This is a genomic window from Variovorax sp. CF313, from assembly GCF_000282635.1.
Classification (GTDB): domain Bacteria; phylum Pseudomonadota; class Gammaproteobacteria; order Burkholderiales; family Burkholderiaceae_C; genus Variovorax.
In genome coordinates this window covers 1-21,640 of the sequence record NZ_AKIW01000031.1, presented here as the reverse complement: position 1 = coordinate 21,640, position 21,640 = coordinate 1, and the positions used below count along the sequence as shown (strand labels likewise).

Below are 21,640 nucleotides of genomic sequence, written 5' to 3'. Positions count from 1 at the left end.
TCACTCCTTCCCGAGGGATCTCCCATCATGTCGTTCCGCTTCATCCGCCGCGTTGCCGTGCCCGCCGCGTTGTTCTCGCTGGCCTTCGCAGCCTCCGCGCAAGGCCGCACCGAGCTGCTGGTCTACACCGCGCTCGAAGCCGACCAGGTGCAGGCCTACAAGGCCGCGTTCGAAAAGGAAAACCCGGCCGTCGAACTGAAGTTCGTGCGCGACTCCACCGGCATCGTCACCGCCAAGCTGCTGGCCGAAAAGGCCAACCCGCAGGCCGACGTGGTGTGGGGCCTGGCCGCCACTTCGCTGATGCTGCTCGACAAGGAAGGCATGCTCCAGCCCTATGCGCCCAAGGGCCTGGACGCCGTGAAGGCCACCATGCGCGATCCGGCCAACCCGCCCAAGTGGGTCGGCATGGACGTGTGGTCGTCGGCCATCTGCTTCAACACCGCCGAAGCCACGAAGAAGAACCTGCCCAAGCCCACCAGCTGGGCGGATCTCACCAACCCGGTCTACAAGGGCCAGATCACCATGCCCAACCCCGCGGCATCAGGCACCGGCTACCTCATGGTGTCGGGCTGGATCCAGATGATGGGCGAGGAAAAAGCGTGGAAGTACATGGACGCACTGCACCAGAACATCGGTATCTACAGCCAGTCGGGCAGCAAGCCCTGCCGCCAGGCCGGCGCCGGCGAATTCGCGCTCGGCATGTCCTTCGAATACCGCGCCAACAAGACCAAGCGCGACGGCGCCCCCATCGACATCGTGCTGCCCAAGGAGGGCCTCGGCTGGGACATGGAAGCCACCGGCATCATCAAGACCAGCAAGAAGCAGGACGCCGCCAAGGCGCTGGCCGACTGGGCCGTCACCAAGCAGGCCAACGAGCTCTACGCGAAGAACTTCGCCGTGCTCGCGCTGCCGGGCATCCAGGAGAAGCTCGAATTCGTGCCGGGCGACGTCGAGAAGCTGCTCGCCAAGAACGACTTCACCTGGGCCGCCGCGAACCGCGACCGCATCCTCACCGAATGGTCCAAGCGCTACGAATCGAAATCCGAAAAGAAGCCGATGTGATGAGCTCGCCCCCAGTCTTCGCGCACTTCGTGTCGCTTCGCCAACCCCCTACCGGGGGCAACACCTGCGGCCCGGCGAAGCCGGTTCCGCGGTGTTCCTTGACTGACGGGCTTCGACCATGACCAGCTTTCTTTCTCTCCGCGGCATCGGCAAGTCCTTTGGCGCCACCCGCGTGCTCGACGGCATCGACCTGGACATCGAGCCCGGCGAATTCGTGTGCCTGCTCGGTCCCTCGGGTTGCGGCAAGACCACGCTGCTGCGCATCGTGTGCGGCATCGAGCGCGCCGACAGCGGGCAGATCCTGCTCGGCGGCCAGGACATCGCGGGCCTGCCGCCGGCGGCGCGCGGCTTCGGCGTGGTGTTCCAGTCGTATGCGCTGTTCCCCAACCTCACGGCGGCGCAGAACATCGCCTACGGCCTGCATCCCACCGGCGCACTGGCGCGCGAGATGGCCAAGCGCTCGCGCGAGATGCTCGACCTCGTCGGCCTCGCTGCGCACGCCGACAAGTACCCGGTGCAGCTCTCGGGCGGCCAGCAGCAGCGCATCGCACTGGCGCGTGCCCTCGCGCCGAACCCGCGCCTGCTGCTGCTCGACGAGCCGCTCTCCGCGCTCGACGCGCAGGTGCGCGCGAGCCTTCGCAGCGAGATCCGTTCGCTGCAAAAGCGCCTGGGCATCGTCACCATCATGGTCACGCACGACCAGGAAGAAGCCCTCTCGATGGCCGACCGCGTGGTGCTGATGCACAACGGCCGCATCGAGCAGGCCGGCACACCCGACGAGCTGTACCGCCAGCCGCGCACCCGTTTCGCGGCGGGCTTCGTCGGCCGCATGAACATGCTGCCCGCGACTGTGCTGGCCGAGGGCAAGGTGCGCGTGCGCGACAGCGAACTGTTCTGCACGCCGAGCAACCTCGGCACCCTGAGCGTGGGTTCGCAGGCCACCGTGGGCATCCGCCCCGAGCACGTGGTGGTCAAGCGCTTCGGCACCGAACTGGGCGCCAACAGTTTCGCGGCGCGCCTGCTCGACACGGAGTTCTTCGGCAACCGCACCTCGGCGCGGCTGGCCTGCGAGCCACTGGGCATCGAGATCGAGGCCGAGCTGCCGGCCGACGCGCGCTACGGCGGCGAGGAGCCGCTGGTGCCCAGCAGCATGGTGCACATCCAACTGCCCCTGAATGCGCTGTCCATCCTGGCGCACTGAGCCATGAGCAGTTCTCCCGATGCCATCGCCGTGCGGCCGATGGTGCTGCCGCGTGGCAGCGCGTTCGACCGCGAGCGCTGGCTGACCGGTGCGGCCGTCGCGTTGCTCGTGCTGCTGCTGGCCGTGATCGTCGCGCTGCCCGTCGGCGCGCTCGTGGGCCAGAGCTTTTTCGACCGCGCGGGCGCGTTCGTCGGCCCGGCGAATTTTGCGCGCTACCTCGACAGCCCGGCGCTCGTGCAATCGGCCTTCAACAGCCTGTGGCTCGCGGCGATCAGCGCGGTGATCTGCACGGCGATCGCCTATGTGTACGCCTATGCGCTGACGCTCTCCTGCATGCCGGCCAAGGGCGCGCTGCGCGCGATGGCGCTCATTCCGCTGCTCGCGCCCTCGCTGCTGCCGGCCATCAGCCTGGTCTACCTGTTCGGCAACCAGGGCCTCTTCAAGGGGCTGATGGGCGAGGCCTCGATCTACGGGCCGCTGGGCATCGTGCTCGGCTCGGTGTTCTGGACGCTGCCGCATGCGCTCCTGATCCTCACGACCGCCATGGCCACGTCCGATGGTCGGCTCTATGAAGCGGCGCAGACGCTCGGTGCCTCGCGCTGGCGCATCTTCCGCACCGTGACGCTGCCGGCCTCGCGCTACGGCCTCATCGTGGCCACGATGGTGGTGTTCGTGCTGGTCATCACCGACTTCGGCGTGCCCAAGGTGGTCGGCGGCCAGACGGGCGTGCTCGCGACCGACATCTACAAGCAGGTGGTCGGGCAGCAGAACTTCCAGATGGGCGCGGTGGTGGGGCTCGTGCTGCTGATTCCGGCGGTGCTCTCCTTTCTCGTCGAGCGGCGCGTGCGCAGCAGGCAGGCGGCGGCGCTTTCGGCGCGCGCCACGCCCTACCAGCCGGAGCCCGTGAAGACGCGCGACCGCGCGCTGCTCGTGTTCTGCGCCCTCACGGCCTGCGCCATCCTCGTGATGATCGGCATGGCGGTGTTCGCATCGCTCGCCACCTACTGGCCGTACAAGCTCGCACCATCGCTGAAGAACTACGACTTCAGCAACATGGATGGCGGCGGATGGGGCAGTTACTTCAACTCGCTGCGCCTCGCACTGTGCGCGGCGGTGGCGGGTGCACTCGTCACCTTCGTCTCGGCCTACCTGGTGGAGAAGCCGCGCCATTTCGGCCTCTTGCGCGAACTGCTCAACCTGCTGGCGAACCTGCCGCTCGCCGTGCCCGGGCTGGTGCTGGGCGTGGGGTACATCTTCTTCTTCAACTCGCCGTCGAATCCGCTGAACGGCCTGTACGGCGGCATGGCGATCCTCGTCATCTGCACGGTGGCGCATTTCTTCTCGGTGGCGCACCTCACCTCGCTCACCGCGCTGCGCCAGCTCGACCGCGAGTACGAGCTGGTGTCCGAGTCGATGGGCGTGCCGTTCTGGCGCACGCTCTGGCGCGTGCACCTGCCGGTGGCGCTGCCGACCGTGCTCAACGTGGGCGGCTACTTCTTCATCAATGCGATGACCACCGTGTCGGCCGTCGTGTTCCTCTACTCGCCGCAGACCACGTTGGCCGCCATCGCCGTGCTCAACATGGACGACGCCGGCGACGTGGCCCCCGCCGCTGCCATGGCCTCGCTGATCATGCTCACGGCTGCCGTCGGCCGCGGCGTGTTCGCACTGGCCGGGCACTGGGCGCTCGCGCGCACCCAAACCTGGAGAAACCGGTAATGCCCGGCACCCCCCAAGACAATTTCGACCTCATCGTCGTCGGCGCCGGCATCGTCGGCCTGGCCCACGCCTACACCGCCGCGCAGCGCGGGTTCAAGGTCTGCGTGGTCGAGCGCGATGCGGCCGCCATCGGCGCATCGATCCGCAACTTCGGCTTCATCACCATCACCGGCCAGGCGCCGGGCGACACCTGGCTCCGCGCGATGCATGCGCGCGAGGTCTGGCAGGCCGTCGCGCCGAAAGCCGGCATCGACATCGTGCACCGCAACCTCTGGCTCGCAGCCTACCGGCCCGAGGCGCACTCGGTGCTCGAGGCCTTCATGCGCACGCCGATGGGCGAGGCCTGCGAGCTGCTCGACGCGGCCGACGCGCAGGCCAAGGCGCCCGCGCTGAGCCTGGCCGACGCGCGCTCGGTGCTGTTCAGCCCGCACGAACTGCGCGTCGAGTCGCGCACCGCCATCGGCCTGCTCGCGAAATGGCTGGCCGAGGCGCATGGCGTCGTGTTCCGCTTCGGCGAGACCGTGCACGAGGTGGAAACGCCGCGCGTTCGCACCTCGCGCGGCGTTCTTCGCGGCGAGCGCGTGGTGGTCTGCACCAACACCGAGCTGCACGGCCTCTTCGCCGACCGCATCGCCGCGCACGCGCTCACGCTGTGCCGCCTGCAGATGCTGCGCGTGAAGCCCGAGGCGGGCTTCCGCCTGCCGGGCTCGGTGATGATGGACCTGAGCCTCGTGCGCTACGAGGGCTACAGCACGCTGCCCGAAGCCGCCGCACTGCGCGCGCGGCTGCAGCAGGAAGAGGCTGCGTCGCTCGAACACGGCATCCATCTCATCGTGGTGCAGAGCGCCGACGGCTCGCTCGTGGTCGGCGACTCGCACCACTACGGCGATGCGCCCGAGCCCTTCGCGATGGAAGAGGTCGACCAGCTCATCCTGCGCCACCTGCGCAGCACGCTCAACCTCGAAACCGCGCAGATCACCGAGCGCTGGACCGGCGTCTACCCCTCGTCCAGGACCACGCCCTGCGTGATCGACGCGCCCGACGACGCCACCCGCGTGGTGCTGGTCACCAGCGGCAGCGGCGCGAGCACCGGCTTCGGTATCGCGCACGACGTCTTCGACGCATGGTGACGCGCGCGCCGCGCCTTGTCTTGCACCCGATTCTTTCCATCCTTTCGCCATGAACGCCCACAACCGCTCCAAGCTCCAGGCCGTCGTCTTCGACTGGGCCGGCACCATCCTCGATTTCGGCTCCTGCGCACCCATGGGCGCCTTCGTGAAGCTGTTCGAGCAGTTCGGCGTGGACATCACCATCGCCGAGGCGCGCGGCCCGATGGGCATGGCCAAGTGGGACCACATCAAGGCGCTCGGCACGTTGCCGCGCATCGCCTCGCAATGGGAGGCCAGGCACGGCCGCGCCTTCGACGACGCGGACGTCGATCGCCTCTACGAAGTCTTCACGCCGATGAACGCCGCGAGCGTGCGCGACCACGCCGACTTCATTCCCGGCGCGATCGATGCGGTGAATGCGGCCCGTGAACGGGGCCTGAAGATCGGCTCGACCACCGGCTACAACCGCCCGATCATGGAAGTGGTCGTGCCCATCGCCGCGGCCGGCGGCTATGTGCCGGACAACCTCGTGTGTGCCGGCGACCTCGCCGCGGGCCGGCCGTCGCCGCTCATGATGTACCGCTGCTTCGCCGACCTGGGCGTGTGGCCGCCGCACACCGTGGTGAAGGTCGACGACACCGGCGTGGGCCTGCAGGAAGGCCTCAACGCGGGCACCTGGGCCGTGGGCCTCGCGGTCACCGGCAACGCGGTGGGGCTGACGCTCGCCGAGTGGACGGCGCTCGACGAGGCGCAGCAGCAGGCCTTGCGCGAGGTCGCGACCACGCAGCTGAAGGCTGCGGGCGCGCACTACGTGATCGACAGCGTGGCGGATCTGCCGAACGTGCTCGAGGACATCGAACGCCGGCTGAAGGGCGGCGAGCGTCCGGTCGTTTCGGTGAGCTGATCCGCGCCTTGCACGCGAAGGCGGCACCGTGCCGCCGGGGTTGCATGATCGGGCGTGATCGGGCGTGCCGGCATCTTCCCGCCGCGGGGTATCCTCGGCGAGGAGAAAAGCAATGAAGACATCCGAGACAACCGTCCACGCGGCGGATTCGCGCTACGCCATGTTCCGCCTCGGCCTCACGCTGCTGATCATGACGGTCGGCAGCAGCGGCATGTACGTGGTCTCGGTGATGTTGCCCGCGGTGCAGGCCGAGTTCGGCATCGACCGTGCCGATGCCTCGCTGCCCTACACGCTGCTGATGCTCGGGTTCGGCTTCGGCGGCGTCGTCATGGGCAAGCTCGCCGACCGCTTCGGTGTGATGTGGCCGCTCCTGATGGGCTCGGTGTTCCTCGGCGCGGGCTACATCGCCACCGGCATGTCGGGCGGCATCGTTTCATTCACCGTCGCGCAGGCGCTGCTGGTCGGCCTGCTCGGCAGCTCGGTCGCCTTCGCGCCGATGGTGGCCGACACCTCGCTGTGGTTCGTCAAGCGGCGCGGCATCGCGGTGGCGGTGTGCGCCAGCGGCAACTATCTTGCGGGCGCGGTGTGGCCGCCCGTCGCGCAGCACTTCGTCGAAACCGTGGGCTGGCGCCAGACCTACATCGGCATCGGCGTCTTCTGCGGGCTGGCGATGGCGCTGCTCGCGCTGTTCTTCCGCGCGCGCCCGCCTGCGCTCGTCCATGTGCCGCCTGTGAATGCATCGAGCGCGGCGGTCGTGCGCGACATGACGCGGCCCTTCGGCCTGAGCATGGGCGCGGCCCAAGGCCTGCTGTGCGTGGCCAGCGTGGCTTGCTGCGTGGCCATGGCGATGCCGCAGGTGCACATCGTGGCCTACTGCGGCGACCTGGGTTACGGGCCGGCGCAGGGCGCGATGATGCTGTCGCTGATGCTGGGCTTCGGCATCGTGAGCCGGCTGGTGTCGGGCGCCATCTGCGACCGCATCGGCGGGCTGCGCACGCTGCTGCTGGGCGGCGTGCTGCAGTGCGTGGCGCTGCTGCTGTTCCTGCCGTTCGACGGGCTGGTGCCGCTGTACGTGATCTCGGCGCTGTTCGGGCTGTTCCAGGGTGGCCTCGTGCCGTCCTACGCGATCATCGTGCGCGAGCACTTTCCGCCGAAGGAGGCGGGCGCGCGCGTGGGCACGGTGCTGATGTTCTCGCTGTTCGGCATGGCGCTGGGCGGGTGGATGTCGGGCAAGGTGTTCGACCTCACGGGCAGCTACCACGCGGCCTTCCTGAACGGCATCGGATGGAACCTGGTGAACGTGAGCATCACGGCGTTTCTGCTGTTCAGGACGCTTCGGCGGCCAGCCGGCCGAGTGTCCGCATCGCCTGCTCGCTGAGCCCGTTCCATGGGTGGCCGTAGTTCAGCCGCAGGCAGTTGGTGAAGGCGCGCGTGGCCGAGAAGATCGGTCCCGGCGCGACGCTGATGCCGAGTTCCAGCGCCTTGCGATGGATGTCGAGCGCGTTCACGCGTGGTGGCAACTCGACCCACAGGAAGTATCCGCCCAGCGGCCGCGTGGCGCGCGTGCCCGGCGGAAAGTGGTGGCCCACGGCCTGCGTGAAGGTGGCCTGCTGCATTGACAGCGTCTGCCGCAGCTTGCGCAGGTGCTTGTCGAAGGCACCCTTTTCGAGATAGCCCGCGAGCGCCAGCTGCGCGGGCGCCGAGGTGCTGAGCGTGGTCGTGAGCTTCTGTCGCGCCACCTTGCGCGCGAAGCGCCCGGCCGAGGTCCAGCCGATGCGATAGCCCGGCGCGAGGCATTTCGAGAACGACGAGCAGTGCAGCACCAGCCCCTGCGTGTCGAAGGCCTTGGCCGGTGCAGGCCGCCGCTCGCCGAAGTACAGCTCGGCGTACACGTCGTCCTCGATCAGCGGCAGTTCGTGCCGCGCGAGCAGGGCGACCAGTGCCTTCTTCTTCGCGTCCGGCATCAGGCTGCCGAGCGGATTCTGGAACGTGGTCATGAGCCAGCATGCCGCGGGCTTGTGTGCCGCGACGGCCAGCTCCAGCGCTGCGAGATCGATGCCTTCGCCCGGATGCGTCGGCACCTCGATGGCCCGCAGGCCCATGCGCTCCAGCGCCTGCAGCGCGGCATAGAAGGTGGGCGATTCGACGATCACGGCGTCGCCCGGCCGAGTCACGGCCGCGAGGCAGAGATTGAGCGCTTCGAGCGCGCCGTTGGTGATGACGATCTCGTCGGCCGGCACCGGCATGCCGTCGGCGAGGTAGCGCAGCGCGATCTGCCGGCGCAGCGCCGCGCTGCCGGGCGTGAGGTCGTCCACCGTGCTCCATGGGTCGAGCGACTTGGCGCTGGCGGCCATGAATTGCCCGAGCCGCGCCAGCGGAAACAGCAGCGGGCTCGGAAAGGCCGAGCCGAAGGGCACGACCGTGCGCGACATGCTGGCTTCGAGGATGTCGAACACCTGGTCGCTCACGTCGAGCGACTTCGGCCCGTCTACGGGACGCGAGGTCAGCGTGGATTCGGGGGGCGCATCACGCAGGCCGCCGCCCGCCACGTAGTAGCCTGAACGGTCCCGTGCACGCACGAGTCCGCGCGCTTCCAGCAGGTAGTACGCCTGGAACACGGTGGACGCGCTCACGCCCCGGCTCTGGCCCGTGTGGCGCACCGAGGGCAGGCGGTCGCCGGTCTTCAGGGTGCCGTTGCGGATCGAGGCCTCGATGTCGGCGGCCAGGGCTTCGTATCGCTTCATTGCGGCTTGCTCTTCATTCGGTCGCACTTTATCTGCACCGGTCGAATGGAGCCGATCTGCATCTGTTTTTTTGAGCCCGACTGGGCCAAACTCGGCCTCATGACGAATCTCATGCGCGCGGTGCGCGCCGTTCTGTGGAGTTTCATCGGGCTGGGTGGCCGCCGCGCCGATGCCGACAAGCGGACGGCACAGGTCGGCATCCTGCCGCTGATCGGCGTAGCGCTGGTGATGGTGCTGCTGCTGATCGCGGGGTTGCTCGCGTTGGCGCACTACGCTGCCGGCACATGAAGCTGCGCATTCGCTTCGCCGCCATCGGGCTGATGTTGTTCGCCACGCAGGGCATGGCGGGTGCCGCAACGCCCGCCACGGTGCCCGACACCATCGAGCAGCGCGCAGCCGCCTGCATCGCCTGCCACGGCCGCGAAGGCGCGACCACCAACGCCGGCTACTTTCCGCGCCTTGCCGGCAAGCCGGCCGGCTACCTGTTCAACCAGCTCGTGAGCTTTCGCGACGGGCGGCGCTTCAACAGCGACATGGCGTACATGGTGCAGCACCTGTCGGATGCGTACCTGCGCGAGATGGCCGAGTACTTCTCCGGGCTGCAACTGCCTTACCCGCCCATCGCCACCACCAGCGACGCGACGCCCGAGCAGTTGCAGCGCGGCCGCCAGCTCGTGCACGAAGGCGATGCGGCGCGCGGCGTGCCCGCCTGCGTGCAGTGCCATGGCGCGGCCCTCACCGGCGTGCAGCCGGCCATTCCGGGGCTCCTGGGGCTGCCGCGGCTGTACGTGTCGTCGCAACTCGGCGCATGGCTCACGAGCGAGCGGCATGCGCTGCCGCCCGACTGCATGGCCGACATTGGCCGGCGCATGACCACCGCCGACATCAACGCTGTAGCGAGCTGGCTGGCGGTGCAGCCGATGCCGGCCGACACGAAGCCCGCGGCCTCGCTGCCCGCGCCGCTGCCCGTGAACTGCGGCGGCATGCCGAAGTCGAAGTGACGGGGCCGCGATCATGAAACTGCGACGCCTGGGCTGGACGCTGCTGACGCTGATCGTGCTGGGGGCCGCGGCAGCGGGCACCATCGTCGCGATGAACCTGCGCGGCGAAGACCCGCTGCCCACGCAGGCCGAAGCCTTCGCGGCCACGCCGCAGCTGATCGAGCGCGGGCGCTATCTCGCATTGGCCGGCAACTGCGCGGGCTGCCACACCACGCGCGGCGGCCAGCCCTATGCGGGCGGGCTGCCCCTGGAGACGCCCTTCGGCACCATCTTTTCGAGCAACCTCACGCCCGACGGCAAGAGCGGCATCGGCAGCTGGAGCAGCGCGCACTTCTGGCGCGCGATGCACAACGGCCGCAGCAAGGACGGGCGGCTGCTGTACCCGGCGTTTCCGTATCCCAACTTCACGCAGGTGACGCGCGAGGATTCGGATGCGATCTACGCCTACCTGCGCAGCCTGCCGCCCGCGCCGGAGCCCAACAGGGCGCACCTGCTGCGCTTCCCCTACGACACGCAGGCGGCGCTGGCCGTGTGGCGTGCGCTGTCGTTCAAGCCCGAGCCCTTCGTGGCCAATGCCGGCAAGCCCGCTGAATGGAACCGGGGCGCGTACCTGGTCAACGGCCTCGGCCATTGCATTGCGTGCCACGGCAGCCGCAACTCGCTTGGCGCGACGGAAACGAGGCTTGGCCTTTCGGGCGGCCTGATCGCCGTGGAGAACTGGTATGCGCCCTCGCTCAACGACCCGCACGAAGCCGGCGTTGCCGGCTGGCCCGCGGCCGACGTGGTGTCGCTGCTCAAGAGCGGCGTCGCGCCGCGCGGCTCGGTCATGGGGCCGATGGCCGACGTGGTGTTCCGCAGCACGCAGTACCTGAGCGACGCCGACCTCACGGCCATGGCGAGCTACCTGAAGGACCTGCCCGATGCACCGAAGCCCGAGGCTGCGGCCATCGCGAAGACCCCGATCCGCCGCGACGCCGCCACGATGACGCGCGGCGCGAAGATCTACGACCAGCGCTGTGCCTACTGCCATGGCGACCAGGGGCAGGGCGCCGTGGGCGCCTATCCGCCGCTCGCCGGCAACCGCGCTGTCAACATGGCGCGGCCCACCAACCTGATCCAGGTGGTCGCGCACGGCGGCTTCCTGCCCTCGACGCCCGGCAATCCACGGCCCTACGGCATGCCTCCGTTCGGGCAGACGCTGGATGCCGCCGAGGTCGCAGCCGTGCTCACCTATGTGCGCGGCTCCTGGGGCAACGACAGCGCGCCCGTCACGCAGCTCGACACGATGCGGCGCTGAGCGGCGCCTGAGCTTGCTTCAGATGTTCGTGCTCGAGGGAATGCGGCTCGGCAGCAGGTGCTCGTAGGGCCGCGTGCGCGTGGTGTTGCGCTGGCGGATGGTGGCCTCGATGCCGGCCAGCGCATTGCGGAAGCGCTCCAGCGGCCCGCCCGGTCCTGCGATGGCCGGGTCGATCAGCACCGGCAGGTGCGGGAACACGTTGTCCTTGTACTCGCCCAGCGGCCGGTAGTACACGCCGCCGAGGATGTGGAACAGCAGGATCTGCTCCTGCGCCGCCAGCCGCGACGGCAGCATCTGCGACCAGCTCGCTTCGCTCTGCCCCGCACTGCCCGTCGGTGCCGGCATGCCGCCCGTGCCCGCGCTGAAGGGCGCATACGTCATCACCGAGTACTGCGGAAAGTTCACCGCCGCGTGCTGCGCGCTGGCGTTGAAGATGATCGCGGTCAGCACGTCGACGAGCTGCGCGCGTGTGGTGATGGGGCGCAAGCCGTGCACCTTGCCGCTGGTCGCGAGCTCGGTGGCCCAGGCCTTGAGCTCGTAGTCGCCGGTCACGTCGCCGTCGCTCAAGTAGTAGGTGGCCACGTAGTCGCCGACCCATTGCGCGATGGCGTTCCACACCAGCAGCCCGTCGTCGCGGTACGGGTAGTCGGGCAGCGCCGCCGTGTCGTCCACGCCGCGCGTGCGCAGGTCGTTGGGCAGCATCATGCGGTCCTGGAAGTCGTAGGCCAGCCGGTCGCGGCCGCACGCGCTCTGCAGCGTCTCGATGGGCGCGGCGAGGATCACGTCGCCCGTGGTCAGCGGCGCCATGATGATCAGCGTCGCGGCCTCGTTGATGAACATCGCGCCCTCGAGGTGCGGCGACAGCAGCCGGCTCAGCGGATGCGCGGTCGCGAACTGGCGCTGAGTGGCCATCGCGAAGGCCTCCGACATCAGGTGCGTGCGGCCCAGGTGCACGAACATCTCGTGGTAGTTGAAGTCGGCCACCTGCACGGCGGTCTTCGCCGATTGCCAGGCCCACCAGGCTTCGGCGTTGGCGGTGTCGTCCACGCGCAGGAAGATCGGGGCGAGTGTCGGCTCCTGTGCGCACTGGATCGCGACCGGCACCAGCGAGCGGCCGGTCTTCGGCCGTGCGAACAGCGCGATGGGCGCGTGGATGTAGCCCGTGCCCGTGAGCGGCTTGGCCTGCGGGCCGGCCGGCGCCATGTCGCCCAGGCCTTCGTAGTCGAGGAGGTAGAGGCGGCCCGAGGCCGCCGCGTCGGCGAGGCTGTCGCCGGCGCCCATCACCTGGCGGTACTGGGCGTCGCTCAACGGGAACTTGGCCGGCAGCGCCGTCGCCCGCTGGATCAGCGTCGGGTTGGGGCCGGCCACACGCATGGCCGCGAACAGGTCGTTGTCGTGCAGCAGCTGCGAGATGGCCGGCTTCTCGATGGTGACGAACAGCGCGTCGTACTGCGCCACCGTCTTCGGTCCGTTCAATGCGCCCAGCGGGCCTTGCGAGAGCAGGTCGTGATGGATCTGCCTGAGCTGCGTGCCGATGTCGCCTGCCGTGCTGGTGAGAGTGGCAAGCAGGTTCAACACCGTCGCGGGCAGCGTGAGCAATCCGCCGTTGGCGGCCAGCAGTTGATCGAAGCTGGCCTGAAGCCCCGCGAGGCGCGTGCGCAGGTTGTCGAGCGACTGCAGGCTGCCCGAGGCCAGCGCGCTGGTGGCGAACGAGGCCGCGAAATTGGTGACGGCTTCGATCGCCTTCGAGAGGGTCGCGAGCTGGTGTTCGAGCGCCGGCAGTTCGCCCGGCGGCACCACCGCACCCATCGGTACGCCAGCCAGGTTGATGTGCGATTCGGTCCAGAGGTAGGTCGACTGCCGCCCCACCAGTTCGAGGCGCCGCAGCGTGGCGCTGATCGGGTCGATCTTTTGCGGCAGCGTGGGCTTGGGCACCGGCAGGGCCGCCGAGGCGGTGGAAGGCCTGCCGGCCAGCAGGCCCAGGCCACCCGCCGAGGCCGACCATTTGAGGATGTCTCTGCGTTTCATCGGGGGCGTTCCCTGTTGTGGTGAGTCTGGGGAAAGGCCGAGGAGGGGTTCGGCCACCAAATAGAACGCTCGTTCTATTTGGTGGGCGGATTCTGCGGAGGGGCTCTGGCGCTGGCAATGAGGGTTGGTGCCTAGCCCGCAGGCGCGCTCCCGGTGCTAGCGCGAGCGCTGGCGTCAGGCCGTATGCGGGTGCCGTGCGCCGTCGTAGAGCGTGCGTGCCAGGTCGCGGTGCCTTGCCAGCAGCGGTGCGAGCGCCATGCCGGTGAACTCTCCGTCGCGGATGCGAACCGCCCCATTGATCACGCTCAGCGACACCGCCCCCGGCGTGCAGAACACCAGCGCCGCCACCGGGTCGTGCTCCGCACCCGCATGCGCCACGCCGCGCAGGTCGAAGGCCACGATGTCGGCCGACATGCCCGGCGCGATCGTGCCGATGTCGTCGCGCCCGAGCACGCGCGCACCGCCCAGCGTGGCGATCTCCAGCGCCTCGCGCGCCGTCATCGCCGCCGGGCCGTAGCCCACGCGCTGCAGCAGCAGGGCCTGCCGCGCTTCACCGAGCATGTGCGCGCCGTCGTTCGATGCGCTGCCGTCCACGCCCAGCCCTACGGGAACGCCTGCGCGGCGCATCGCACCGATCGGCGCGATGCCCGAGGCCAGCCGCATGTTGGAGCAGGGGCAGTGCGCTACGCCCGTCCCGGTGCGGCCGAACAGCGCGATGCCGGCCTCGTCGAGTTTCACGCAGTGCGCGTGCCACACGTCGCGGCCGACCCAGCCCAGGTCTTCGGCGTATTCGGCCGGCGTCATGCCGAACTTCTCGCGCGAGTACGCCACGTCGTTGTCGTTCTCGGCCAGGTGCGTATGCAGCGACACGCCGCGCTCGCGCGCCAGCTCGGCCGACAGGCGCATCAGGTCGCGCGACACCGAGAACGGCGAGCAGGGCGCGAGCACGATGCGGCGCATCGAATGGCGGCTGGCATCGTGCCAGCGGCCGATGAGCCGCTCGCTGTCGCGCAGGATGGCTTCCTCGGTTTCCACCACCTCGTCGGGCGGCAGGCCGCCGGTGCTGCGGCCCACGCTCATGCTGCCGCGCGCCGCATGAAAGCGCATGCCCATGGCATCGGCCGCCTCGATCGAATCATCGAGCCGCGAGCCGTTGGGAAACAGGTAGAGATGGTCGCTGGTGGTGGTGCAGCCCGAGAGCATCAGCTCGGCCATCGCAGTCTGCGTCGAGACGCGGATCATCTCGGGCGTGAGGCGCGCCCACAGCAGGTACAGGTTGGTGAGCCAGCCGAACAGCTCGGCGTCCTGCGCCTCGGGCACGGCGCGGGTGAGGCTCTGGTACATGTGGTGGTGCGTGTTGACCAGGCCGGGCATCACGACGTGGCCGTGCATGTCGATGGCCTCGGCCTGGCCGTTGCGCAGGGCGTCGAGGTAGACGATGGGCAGCTCGGCGGCGGGGCCCACCCAGGCTATCGCGGGGCCATCGCACACCACGGCGCCGTCGGCGATCTCGCGCCGCGCGGCGTCCATGGTGACCAGAACGTCGGCATGTCGAAGGATCTTCAGCATGCCGGCATTCTTGCCCGCGCTCAGAGGTCGGGCAAGCCCATCGCCGGATCGCTCACCGTGTGCCTGCCGGTTTCCACGCGGCCCGCAAAGCGGCGGTAATAGGCCGGGTCGGCATCGCAGGTGACTGCGAAGTCGTACCACTGACCGCTGCTCGCGAGTTCCCAGTGCTGATCGGTGGTGGCGCCGCCGTTCACTGTCGCGGTCCACGGGCCGTCGTTGCGATAGGCCTTGGCAGTGACGGTGAACCTGCAGGCCGCCTTGCCGTCGTTGCGCATGCTCAGGTAGACATTGCCGTTGGTGATGTCGTAGCACACGCGAACCTCGGGCGCCGCGGCGTCGCCGGCGCGCAGCGTGCCGAGGTTGCCTTTGAAGTGGCGATGGAAGCCGCTCGGCCCGAGCACCCACAGGTCGTAGCGCCCGCCATCGTCGGCCATCGCGGCCCAGGTGTCGTCGAGCTGCTTTCCTGCTTCCACCATGTAGCGGCGCGGCAGGCGGTCGAGGTGCAGCTTGTCGTACACGTGGAACACCGCCGCGGCCTTGCCGGTGTTGGCGAACAGCAGCTGCAGCTTGCCGTTGACCGCATCGGCCTTGGCGCTGGTGTGCAGTTCATACGGCAAGGCGCGCGAGGGGCGCGTGCCCGTGGCCTGCTGCGGCAGCGCGGGCGTGAGCGGCAGCGGCACCTGCGCGAGCGCTTGCTGGTCGGCGCGCAATTGGTCGGCCTGGGCCTTGGTGCGGCGCCCGGCGAGCGTGGGCAGCACTTCGTTGTTGGGCGTGGCGAAGTTGAAGGCGCTCGTGAGGTCGCCGCACACCGCGCGCCGGAACGGGCTGATGTTCTTCTCCACGACGCCAAATCGCGCCTCGAGGAAGCGCAGCACCGAGGTGTGATCGAACACCTGCGAGTTGACCCAGCCGCCGCGGCTCCACGGCGAGATGACGTACATCGGCACGCGCGGGCCCGGGCCATAGACGCGGCCGTCCGCAGGCGCGACGGTGGTGCCCACGAGAGGGTATGTGTGGCGCTCGAAGGCGATGTCGCTGTCGGACAGCGTGGTCTTGCCCGCGGCGCTCTTCGGGTCGGCGGGGTCGGCCAGCGAAGGCGCCGAGGGCGACGGCACGTGGTCGAAGTAGCCATCGTTCTCGTCGAAGTTGACGATGAAGACCGTCTTGCTCCACACATCGGGCGATGCGGTGAGCGCGTCCAGCACCTGCTGGATGTACCACGCGCCCTGCACCGGGCTCGAAGGACCGGGGTGCTCGGAGTAGGTGGCGGGCGCCACGATCCACGACACCTGCGCCAGCTTGCCGTTGAGGACGTCCTGCTGGAACGTTCCCAGCAGGCCGCCGTCGGGCATGGTGTTGGCGATGCCCTTGTAGAGCGGATTGCCGGCATCGTCGCTGGCGGGGTCGTAGGCCGGCAGCGTCACGCCGTCGGGCGGGCTGGCGTCGCCGTCGTAGCGCATGTCGTTCTTGCCCGAGGCCTTGTTGGCCGCACGGTACTGCTGGAAGCCTGCCAGCGGGTTGTCGGTGAAGTTGTCGGGCAGGTTCTGGTAGAGCATCCAGCTGACCTTGGCGTCCTGCAGGCGCTCCGGATATGTCTTCCAGTTGCAGCCGTAGGTGGTCGAGTCGACACCTGGGTTTTTTACCGGGTCCCATGGAAACCGGAGGTTCTCCCACGTGTTGTCTATCGACGAGAGGCCCGCGAGGCCGGCGCCCGTTTCGCCCGATGGGCCGTTGGTGCCGCTCCAGTGGAACAGGCGGTTCGAGTTGGTGCCGGTGTGCATGCCGCAGTGGTAGCTGTCGCACACGGTGAAGGCGTTGGCCAGCGCGTACTGGAACTGCACTTCGGCTTCCTGGAAGTAGCCCATCGAAGCGGTGGTCTTGTACCTGGGCCATTGGCTGAGGCGGCCGCCGTCCCAGGCGTTCTGCGCGTCGTTCCACGAGTGCGGCGTGCCGCTCACGCGCTGCGCGTTGCCCTTGGTCTGGTCGAGGTGATAGGGCAGCACCAGCTTGCCGGCGGCATCGCTCTGCTGCCACACGCTGCGCCCGCCGGGCAGCGGAATGGTGAAGCGGTCGCCGAAGCCCCGCACGCCCATGAGTGTGCCGAAGTAATGGTCGAAGGAGCGGTTTTCCTGCATCAGGATCACGACGTGCTCGACGTCCATGATCGTGCCGGTCTTGTTGTTGGCGGGAATGGCGAGCGCGCGGCGGATGCTTGGCGGAAAGGCATTGAGCGCGGCGGCGGCGATGCCGGTGGTGGCGGCGCCTGTGAGGAATTTGCGGCGGGTGGTCATGGTGTTGTTCCTGGCAATGCTCACGGTGCGCAGCGCATCTCGGGCTTCACGGTGTTGTCGGGTGGGGTGGGCGTCGTGGGTGTAGGCGTGGCCGGGGTCGTCGGCGTGCCGCCGAAGAAGCCGCCGCCGCCACCGCCGTTGCCGCCCCCGCAGGCCGAGAGCGCGCAGGCCAGCAACAGCACGGGCGCAAGCCGCGTGCCGGGGAAAAGAAGTCGCATGGAATCGGTCCTTTGTTATGTGGTTCTGGAAGGCGCGACAGGAGCGCGCATCCGGGCCCACAAGACTAGGGAGAACCCGTTACCGGGCGGTTAACTTGCAGTGACGCAGCGAAGTCAGGCGCGTGACAACGCACCGCCGGGCGGGCGCTTTCGGCAACGGCGGAACGACGGTGTGGCGCGGCCTGGCGCCGCGTTCGAGCCCGGGCTCAGGGCTCGTTGCTGATACCGCTGGACACATGTCCGGCGGGCACGTGCCGCGAGGCCGCGTCGACGTGGCCGGTCTGGTCGTCGAAGAAGAAATCGGGCTCGAACTCGCGCAGGAATTCGCCCTTGGGCAGGCCGCCGAGGAACATGGCCTCGTCGACGCGGATGTTCCACTTCATCAGCGTGCGAATGGCGCGCTCGTGCGCCGGTGCGCTGCGCGCGGTGACCAGCGCGGTGCGAATGCGCATCTGCGCGTTGCCGGCCATCTGCAGCCGGTGCAGCGCCATCAGCAGCGGCTTGAAGGGACCTTCGGGCAGCGGCAGGTCGGCCTTGCTGAGTTCGTGCGCCTGGAAGGCGTCGAGCCCCTCGGCCTGGAACACGCGCTCGGCCTCGTCAGAGAACAGCACCGCGTCGCCGTCGAAGGCAATGCGCACTTCGTTCGGCCAGGCGTCGCTGGCCTTTACCGATTCGACCAACACCCGCGCGGCCGGAAAGCCCGCGATGAGCGCCTCGCGCACGTCCTGACCGTTGACCGACAGGAACAGGTGCGCGCGCAGCGGGCGCAGGTAGCCGAAGGGCGGGCGGCCCTGCGTGAACACGCCGCGCTGCAGCTTGATGTCGGCGGCCGCGCTCGACTTGAAGATGCGCATGCCCGAGACCGGATCGTTGCGCGAAAGAATCACCACCTCGACGCGCTGCACGCCGTCTTCGTTGAAGCGCAGCAGCTTCCGGATCAGCGAGTAGGCGATGCCGGGCGCGGCCGGCACGTCGATGCGGTCGAGCTGCAGCTTCATGTAGCCCTCGTTGTCCCCGGCCTCGAAGATCTTGTTTTCTTCTTCGAGGTTGAACAGGGCGCGCGAGGAGATCGCGACCACGAGCTTGTCTTCGAGGGTGACTGGCATGAGCGTGCGGTGGGTTCAGGTCGCCTGGTCGGGCGCGTAGTAGAGCGTATCCGACCAGTAGCCCAGGCCCAACTCGCGCAGCGGCGCCTCGATGCTCTCCTGGGACGGCGTGAAAACGCGCTGCCAGAAATTCTTCTTCTTCGGCGCGAGCTCGGCCACGGCGGCTTCGATCTCGGCGTCGATGTTCTGCACGTCCTTCAGCAGGTCGGCGGCCTGCTCGCCGAGCGGCGCATCGCCCATGTCGAGGATCTCGGCGCACTCCAGCACGAAGTAGCCGCTGCGGTCGGCGTGGTTGCTCAGGAAGTCGAGTGCCTGCTTGCACAACGGCGCAACCGCCGGATGGTCGATGCGCGCGAGAAGCTGCTGCAGCCGGTCGATGCCCGCGCCGGCGCGGCCCGCGAGCGCGGTGGGTTCGGGCAGGTTCCAGATCATCGAGCGGCACAGCCGCACGTCCGCGGACACCAGCAGCCGGTAGACCAGCGGAATGGCGTAGCTGCGCTCCGAGATGCCCTTGACCTGCCGTGGATCGTCCTTCTCGGGATCGGCTCCCGGCACGAAAGGACTGGCGAACAGGTAGCTTCGATTGGCCATGGCGGCGAGGCTCCCGCTATTTGACGAACTGGTTCAACTGGATGATCGGCAGCATCACGGCCAGCACGATCAGCATCACCACGCCGCCCATTGCCACGATCAGCAGTGGCTCGAGGATGGTGGCCAGGTGCATCGCGCGGCGCTGCACCTCGGCGCCGAGTTGGTTGGCCGCGCGCTGCAGCATCAGCGGCAGCGTGCCGGTCTGCTCGCCCAGGCGCGCGAACATCGACACGAGGCCCGGAAAGCGCTTCTTCTGCGCGAGCGCCGAAGCGAGCGGCGCGCCTTCGCGCACGAGCACCAGCGCGTCGAGCGCGTCGGCGCGCATCGCGCGGTTGCCCAGCGTCTCGGAGGCGGCCTGCAGCGCGCGCAGGATCGGCACGCCGGCGGTGGCCAGCATGGCGAGCGTGCTGGCGAAGCGCGCCGCGTTGTAGCCGCGCGCGAGCTTGCCGACCAGCGGCAGCTTGAGCCAGGCCGCATCGAATTTCAGGCGCAAGGCTTCCTGCGCCAGCGCCAGCCGCGCGCCGACGGCCGCGAGCACCACTGCGCCCAGCATCCACCAGCCGTAGTTGCGGACGCCCGCGCTCAGCGACAGCATCACGGTCGTGAGAAAAGGCAGCGAGCGCTTGGTGCCCGCGAACACCTGCGCCACCTGCGGCACCACGTAGCTCACGAGGAAGATCACGATCACGATCGCCACCAGCGTGACGATGGCCGGGTACAGCGCCGCGCCGATCAGCTTCTGCTGCAGCGCCTGGCGTTCTTCCAGGTCGTCGGCAAGGCGGTCGAGCACGAGTCCGAGGTTGCCGCTTTGTTCACCGGCACCGATCACGGCGGTGTAGATGGGCGAGAACTCGCGCGCGTGCGCCGACAGCGCGCGCGCAAACGGCGAGCCCGCGTTGACCTCGGCGCGCAGCGAGGCGACGAGGTTGCGCTGCGGCTCCGATTCGGCCTCGTCAGTGAGCGCCGTGAGCGCGCGTTCCAGCGGCAGGCCCGACGAGACGAGCCCTGCGAGCTGCCGCGTCCACACAGCGAGGCCGGTGGAATTGAAGACGCGCTTGCCGCCGCCGAGCCAGCGGCCGAGGCCGCTGCGCTGGCCGGTGCCGTTGACGTGGTCGCTGCCGACCGGCTTGACTGACAGCGGAATGAGCGCCTGCGCCCGCAGCAGGCTGCGCGCGCTGCGGGCAGTGTCGGCCTCCAGCACGCCTTCGCGCGACTGGCCGCTGGCGTCGATGGCTTCGAAGGAATAGGCGGGCATGGCGGAGCGGGAGCCTAGTCCCGTGTGACGCGCAGCAACTCGGCGCGCGAGGTGATGCCGGCCTGCACCAGCCGCTCGCCGTCCTCGCGCATCAGGCGCAGGCCGCCGCGCGCGCCGGCCTGCAGCAGCTCGCTCTCGGCCGCCTTGCTGTGGATCAGGCCCTGCACGGTCTCGTCGGCCACCAGCAGTTCGAAGATGCCGGTGCGGCCCTGGTAGCCGGTCTGGCCGCACGCCTCGCAGCCTGCCCCGGCACACACCGTGCAGACCTTGCGCACGAGGCGCTGCGCGAGCACGCCGAGCAGCGAGGAGCTCAGCAGGAAGGGCTCCACACCCATGTCGGTCAGGCGTGTGACGGCGCTGACCGAATCGTTGGTGTGCAGCGTGGCCAGCACGAGGTGGCCGGTCAGCGAGGCCTGGATGGCGATCTGCGCGGTCTCGAAGTCGCGGATCTCACCGATCATGATCACGTCCGGGTCCTGCCGCAGGATGGCGCGCAGGGCCTTGGCGAAGGTGAGCTCGATCTTGGCGTTGATCTGCGTCTGGCCCACGCCCGGCAGCTCGTACTCGATCGGGTCTTCCACCGTCATGATGTTGCTGCGGCTCGCGTCGAGCCGGGCCAGCGCGGCGTACAGCGTGGTGGTCTTGCCTGAGCCCGTGGGCCCGGTCACGAGGATGATGCCGTGCGGCTGCGCAATGAGCTTCTCGAAGCGCGCGAGCGTGTCGCCCTGCATGCCCACCGATTCGAGCGTGAGCTTCGACTCGCTCTTGTCCAGCAGGCGCAGCACTGCGCGCTCGCCGTGCGCACTGGGCAGCGTCGACACCCGCACGTCGACCGCGCGCGTGCCGATGCGCAAGCTGATGCGCCCGTCCTGCGGCAGCCGCTTCTCCGAGATGTCGAGGTCGGCCATGATCTTCAGGCGCGAGATCAGCGCGGCGTGCAGCGCGCGGTTGGGCTGTACCACCTCGCGCAGCGTGCCGTCGATGCGAAAGCGCACGGACGACGTGCGCTCGTAGGGCTCGATGTGGATGTCGCTGGCGCCGTCGCGCGCGGCCTGCGTGAGCAGCGCGTTCAGCATGCGGATGATGGGCGCGTCGCCCGCGCTCTCCAGCAGGTCTTCGACCGCTGGCAGCTCCTGCATCATGCGTGAGAGGTCGGCGTCGCTCTGCACCTCGCTCACCACCGCGGCGGCGCTCGATTCGCCCTGCGCGTAGGCCGCGCTGATGCGCTGTGCCAACGGGCCGTCGGCCAGCACCTCGAAGGCCTGCACGCCGTACTTGCGCGACACCTCGCCGACCGCGCTGCGCGCCGGGTGGCTCGACATCCACAGCGTGTAGCGGCCGTCGTCGGACTCCTCGAGCAGCAGTTGCTGGGTGCGTGCGAACGCGTAGGGAAGCGGGTAGCGCATGGACATCAAGGCAGTTCGCGTGCGCTGACCGGGTCGGCCGTCGGCGGCAGGGCGCCGCGCAGCGGGCTCGGGGCCAGCTTGCGGTTGTCGGAGAGCGGCTGCGGCGGCGGAATGAGCTGCGTGCCTTCCATGCGGGTGC

Annotated in this window: 18 protein-coding genes; 9 read left to right on the top strand and 9 right to left on the bottom strand. The window is 69.1% G+C overall.

Annotation, left to right across the window (positions count from 1 at the left end; translation table 11 throughout):
- Positions 1 to 27 precede the first annotated feature (27 nt).
- The 6 genes from PMI12_RS10145 to PMI12_RS10120 all read left to right on the top strand — a co-directional run bounded on the left by PMI12_RS10145 (position 28) and on the right by PMI12_RS10120 (position 7,373).
- Complete coding sequence (locus PMI12_RS10145; protein WP_007831737.1) at positions 28 to 1,062, top strand: putative 2-aminoethylphosphonate ABC transporter substrate-binding protein; 1,035 nt, start codon at positions 28 to 30, stop codon at positions 1,060 to 1,062.
- Between the two features lie 118 nt (positions 1,063 to 1,180).
- Entirely contained in the window at positions 1,181 to 2,263 is a 1,083-nt protein-coding gene (locus tag PMI12_RS10140; RefSeq protein ID WP_007831736.1) for an ABC transporter ATP-binding protein, read from the top strand.
- A gap of 3 nt (positions 2,264 to 2,266) precedes the next feature.
- Positions 2,267 to 3,982 carry a putative 2-aminoethylphosphonate ABC transporter permease subunit gene (locus PMI12_RS10135; protein WP_007831733.1) on the top strand — a complete coding sequence of 572 codons (1,716 nt, stop codon included), beginning with the start codon at positions 2,267 to 2,269 and terminating at the stop codon, positions 3,980 to 3,982.
- Positions 3,982 to 5,112: a TIGR03364 family FAD-dependent oxidoreductase gene (locus PMI12_RS10130; protein ID WP_007831732.1), complete on the top strand. Its 1,131-nt coding sequence runs from the start codon at positions 3,982 to 3,984 to the stop codon at positions 5,110 to 5,112. Before PMI12_RS10135 ends, PMI12_RS10130 begins: the two co-directional genes overlap by 1 nt.
- Positions 5,113 to 5,161: 49 nt before the next feature.
- Positions 5,162 to 5,995, top strand: a complete 834-nt coding sequence (phnX, locus tag PMI12_RS10125) for a phosphonoacetaldehyde hydrolase (protein ID WP_007831730.1) — start codon at positions 5,162 to 5,164, stop codon at positions 5,993 to 5,995.
- Between the two features lie 112 nt (positions 5,996 to 6,107).
- Positions 6,108 to 7,373 (top strand): MFS transporter, encoded by a 1,266-nt coding sequence (locus tag PMI12_RS10120; RefSeq protein ID WP_007831727.1) that lies wholly within the window; start codon positions 6,108 to 6,110, stop codon positions 7,371 to 7,373.
- On the opposite strand, the gene PMI12_RS10115 is transcribed toward PMI12_RS10120, so the two are convergent.
- Positions 7,321 to 8,739 (bottom strand): aminotransferase-like domain-containing protein, encoded by a 1,419-nt coding sequence (locus PMI12_RS10115; protein WP_007831725.1) that lies wholly within the window; start codon positions 8,737 to 8,739, stop codon positions 7,321 to 7,323. The two genes, PMI12_RS10120 and PMI12_RS10115, sit on opposite strands and share 53 nt — an antisense overlap.
- A 99-nt stretch (positions 8,740 to 8,838) precedes the next feature.
- Here PMI12_RS10115 and PMI12_RS10110 point away from each other — a divergent pair, with 99 nt between their 5' ends.
- From PMI12_RS10110 to PMI12_RS10100, 3 genes are read left to right on the top strand one after another with little or no spacing between them, the layout of a single operon-like run.
- The gene (locus PMI12_RS10110) at positions 8,839 to 9,027 is read left to right on the top strand and encodes a DUF2970 domain-containing protein (protein ID WP_042673158.1); all 189 of its coding nucleotides are present in this window, start codon (positions 8,839 to 8,841) and stop codon (positions 9,025 to 9,027) included.
- Entirely contained in the window at positions 9,024 to 9,740 is a 717-nt protein-coding gene (locus PMI12_RS10105; protein ID WP_007831721.1) for a c-type cytochrome, read from the top strand. The genes PMI12_RS10110 and PMI12_RS10105 overlap by 4 nt, the downstream gene beginning before the upstream one ends.
- A 13-nt stretch (positions 9,741 to 9,753) precedes the next feature.
- Positions 9,754 to 11,037 (top strand): c-type cytochrome, encoded by a 1,284-nt coding sequence (locus PMI12_RS10100; protein ID WP_007831720.1) that lies wholly within the window; start codon positions 9,754 to 9,756, stop codon positions 11,035 to 11,037.
- A gap of 18 nt (positions 11,038 to 11,055) precedes the next feature.
- Here the strand turns inward: PMI12_RS10100 and PMI12_RS10095 are convergent, their stop codons facing one another.
- From PMI12_RS10095 to PMI12_RS10060, 8 genes are all read right to left on the bottom strand, one after another.
- Entirely contained in the window at positions 11,056 to 13,065 is a 2,010-nt protein-coding gene (locus PMI12_RS10095) for a lipoxygenase family protein (protein WP_007831718.1), read from the bottom strand.
- A 174-nt stretch (positions 13,066 to 13,239) separates the two neighbouring features.
- Entirely contained in the window at positions 13,240 to 14,634 is a 1,395-nt protein-coding gene (locus PMI12_RS10090; RefSeq protein WP_007831716.1) for an 8-oxoguanine deaminase, read from the bottom strand.
- A gap of 20 nt (positions 14,635 to 14,654) precedes the next feature.
- Positions 14,655 to 16,925: a phosphocholine-specific phospholipase C gene (locus PMI12_RS10085; protein WP_007831714.1), complete on the bottom strand. Its 2,271-nt coding sequence runs from the start codon at positions 16,923 to 16,925 to the stop codon at positions 14,655 to 14,657.
- 20 nt (positions 16,926 to 16,945) lie between these two features.
- The gene (locus tag PMI12_RS10080; protein ID WP_007831712.1) at positions 16,946 to 17,143 is read right to left on the bottom strand and encodes a hypothetical protein; all 198 of its coding nucleotides are present in this window, start codon (positions 17,141 to 17,143) and stop codon (positions 16,946 to 16,948) included.
- 206 nt (positions 17,144 to 17,349) lie between these two features.
- A complete protein-coding gene (locus tag PMI12_RS10075) occupies positions 17,350 to 18,249 on the bottom strand; it encodes a 5'-nucleotidase (protein ID WP_007831710.1) in 900 nt (299 codons plus the stop codon).
- A gap of 15 nt (positions 18,250 to 18,264) precedes the next feature.
- On the bottom strand, positions 18,265 to 18,840 hold the full coding sequence (locus PMI12_RS10070; protein ID WP_007831709.1) for a DUF7822 domain-containing protein: 576 nt from the start codon (positions 18,838 to 18,840) through the stop codon (positions 18,265 to 18,267).
- Between the two features lie 16 nt (positions 18,841 to 18,856).
- The gene (gspF, locus tag PMI12_RS10065; protein ID WP_007831708.1) at positions 18,857 to 20,095 is read right to left on the bottom strand and encodes a type II secretion system inner membrane protein GspF; all 1,239 of its coding nucleotides are present in this window, start codon (positions 20,093 to 20,095) and stop codon (positions 18,857 to 18,859) included.
- Positions 20,096 to 20,109: 14 nt separating this feature from the next.
- Complete coding sequence (locus tag PMI12_RS10060) at positions 20,110 to 21,501, bottom strand: GspE/PulE family protein (protein WP_042673156.1); 1,392 nt, start codon at positions 21,499 to 21,501, stop codon at positions 20,110 to 20,112.
- Positions 21,502 to 21,640 lie beyond the last annotated feature (139 nt).

What these genes read in the sequence shown, in the direction of transcription:
- PMI12_RS10085 (WP_007831714.1), bottom strand. Translation starts at nt 16,925, where the DNA reads ATGACCACCCGCCGCAAATTCCTCACAGGCGCCGCCACCACCGGCATC.
- PMI12_RS10090 (WP_007831716.1), bottom strand. Translation starts at nt 14,634, where the DNA reads ATGCTGAAGATCCTTCGACATGCCGACGTTCTGGTCACCATGGACGCC.
- PMI12_RS10135 (WP_007831733.1), top strand. Translation starts at nt 2,267, where the DNA reads ATGAGCAGTTCTCCCGATGCCATCGCCGTGCGGCCGATGGTGCTGCCG.
- PMI12_RS10140 (WP_007831736.1), top strand. Translation starts at nt 1,181, where the DNA reads ATGACCAGCTTTCTTTCTCTCCGCGGCATCGGCAAGTCCTTTGGCGCC.
- PMI12_RS10120 (WP_007831727.1), top strand. Translation starts at nt 6,108, where the DNA reads ATGAAGACATCCGAGACAACCGTCCACGCGGCGGATTCGCGCTACGCC.
- PMI12_RS10115 (WP_007831725.1), bottom strand. Translation starts at nt 8,739, where the DNA reads ATGAAGCGATACGAAGCCCTGGCCGCCGACATCGAGGCCTCGATCCGC.
- gspF (WP_007831708.1), bottom strand. Translation starts at nt 20,095, where the DNA reads ATGCCCGCCTATTCCTTCGAAGCCATCGACGCCAGCGGCCAGTCGCGC.
- PMI12_RS10060 (WP_042673156.1), bottom strand. Translation starts at nt 21,501, where the DNA reads ATGCGCTACCCGCTTCCCTACGCGTTCGCACGCACCCAGCAACTGCTG.
- PMI12_RS10110 (WP_042673158.1), top strand. Translation starts at nt 8,839, where the DNA reads ATGACGAATCTCATGCGCGCGGTGCGCGCCGTTCTGTGGAGTTTCATC.
- phnX (WP_007831730.1), top strand. Translation starts at nt 5,162, where the DNA reads ATGAACGCCCACAACCGCTCCAAGCTCCAGGCCGTCGTCTTCGACTGG.
- PMI12_RS10075 (WP_007831710.1), bottom strand. Translation starts at nt 18,249, where the DNA reads ATGCCAGTCACCCTCGAAGACAAGCTCGTGGTCGCGATCTCCTCGCGC.
- PMI12_RS10095 (WP_007831718.1), bottom strand. Translation starts at nt 13,065, where the DNA reads ATGAAACGCAGAGACATCCTCAAATGGTCGGCCTCGGCGGGTGGCCTG.
- PMI12_RS10130 (WP_007831732.1), top strand. Translation starts at nt 3,982, where the DNA reads ATGCCCGGCACCCCCCAAGACAATTTCGACCTCATCGTCGTCGGCGCC.
- PMI12_RS10100 (WP_007831720.1), top strand. Translation starts at nt 9,754, where the DNA reads ATGAAACTGCGACGCCTGGGCTGGACGCTGCTGACGCTGATCGTGCTG.
- PMI12_RS10070 (WP_007831709.1), bottom strand. Translation starts at nt 18,840, where the DNA reads ATGGCCAATCGAAGCTACCTGTTCGCCAGTCCTTTCGTGCCGGGAGCC.
- PMI12_RS10145 (WP_007831737.1), top strand. Translation starts at nt 28, where the DNA reads ATGTCGTTCCGCTTCATCCGCCGCGTTGCCGTGCCCGCCGCGTTGTTC.
- PMI12_RS10080 (WP_007831712.1), bottom strand. Translation starts at nt 17,143, where the DNA reads ATGCGACTTCTTTTCCCCGGCACGCGGCTTGCGCCCGTGCTGTTGCTG.
- PMI12_RS10105 (WP_007831721.1), top strand. Translation starts at nt 9,024, where the DNA reads ATGAAGCTGCGCATTCGCTTCGCCGCCATCGGGCTGATGTTGTTCGCC.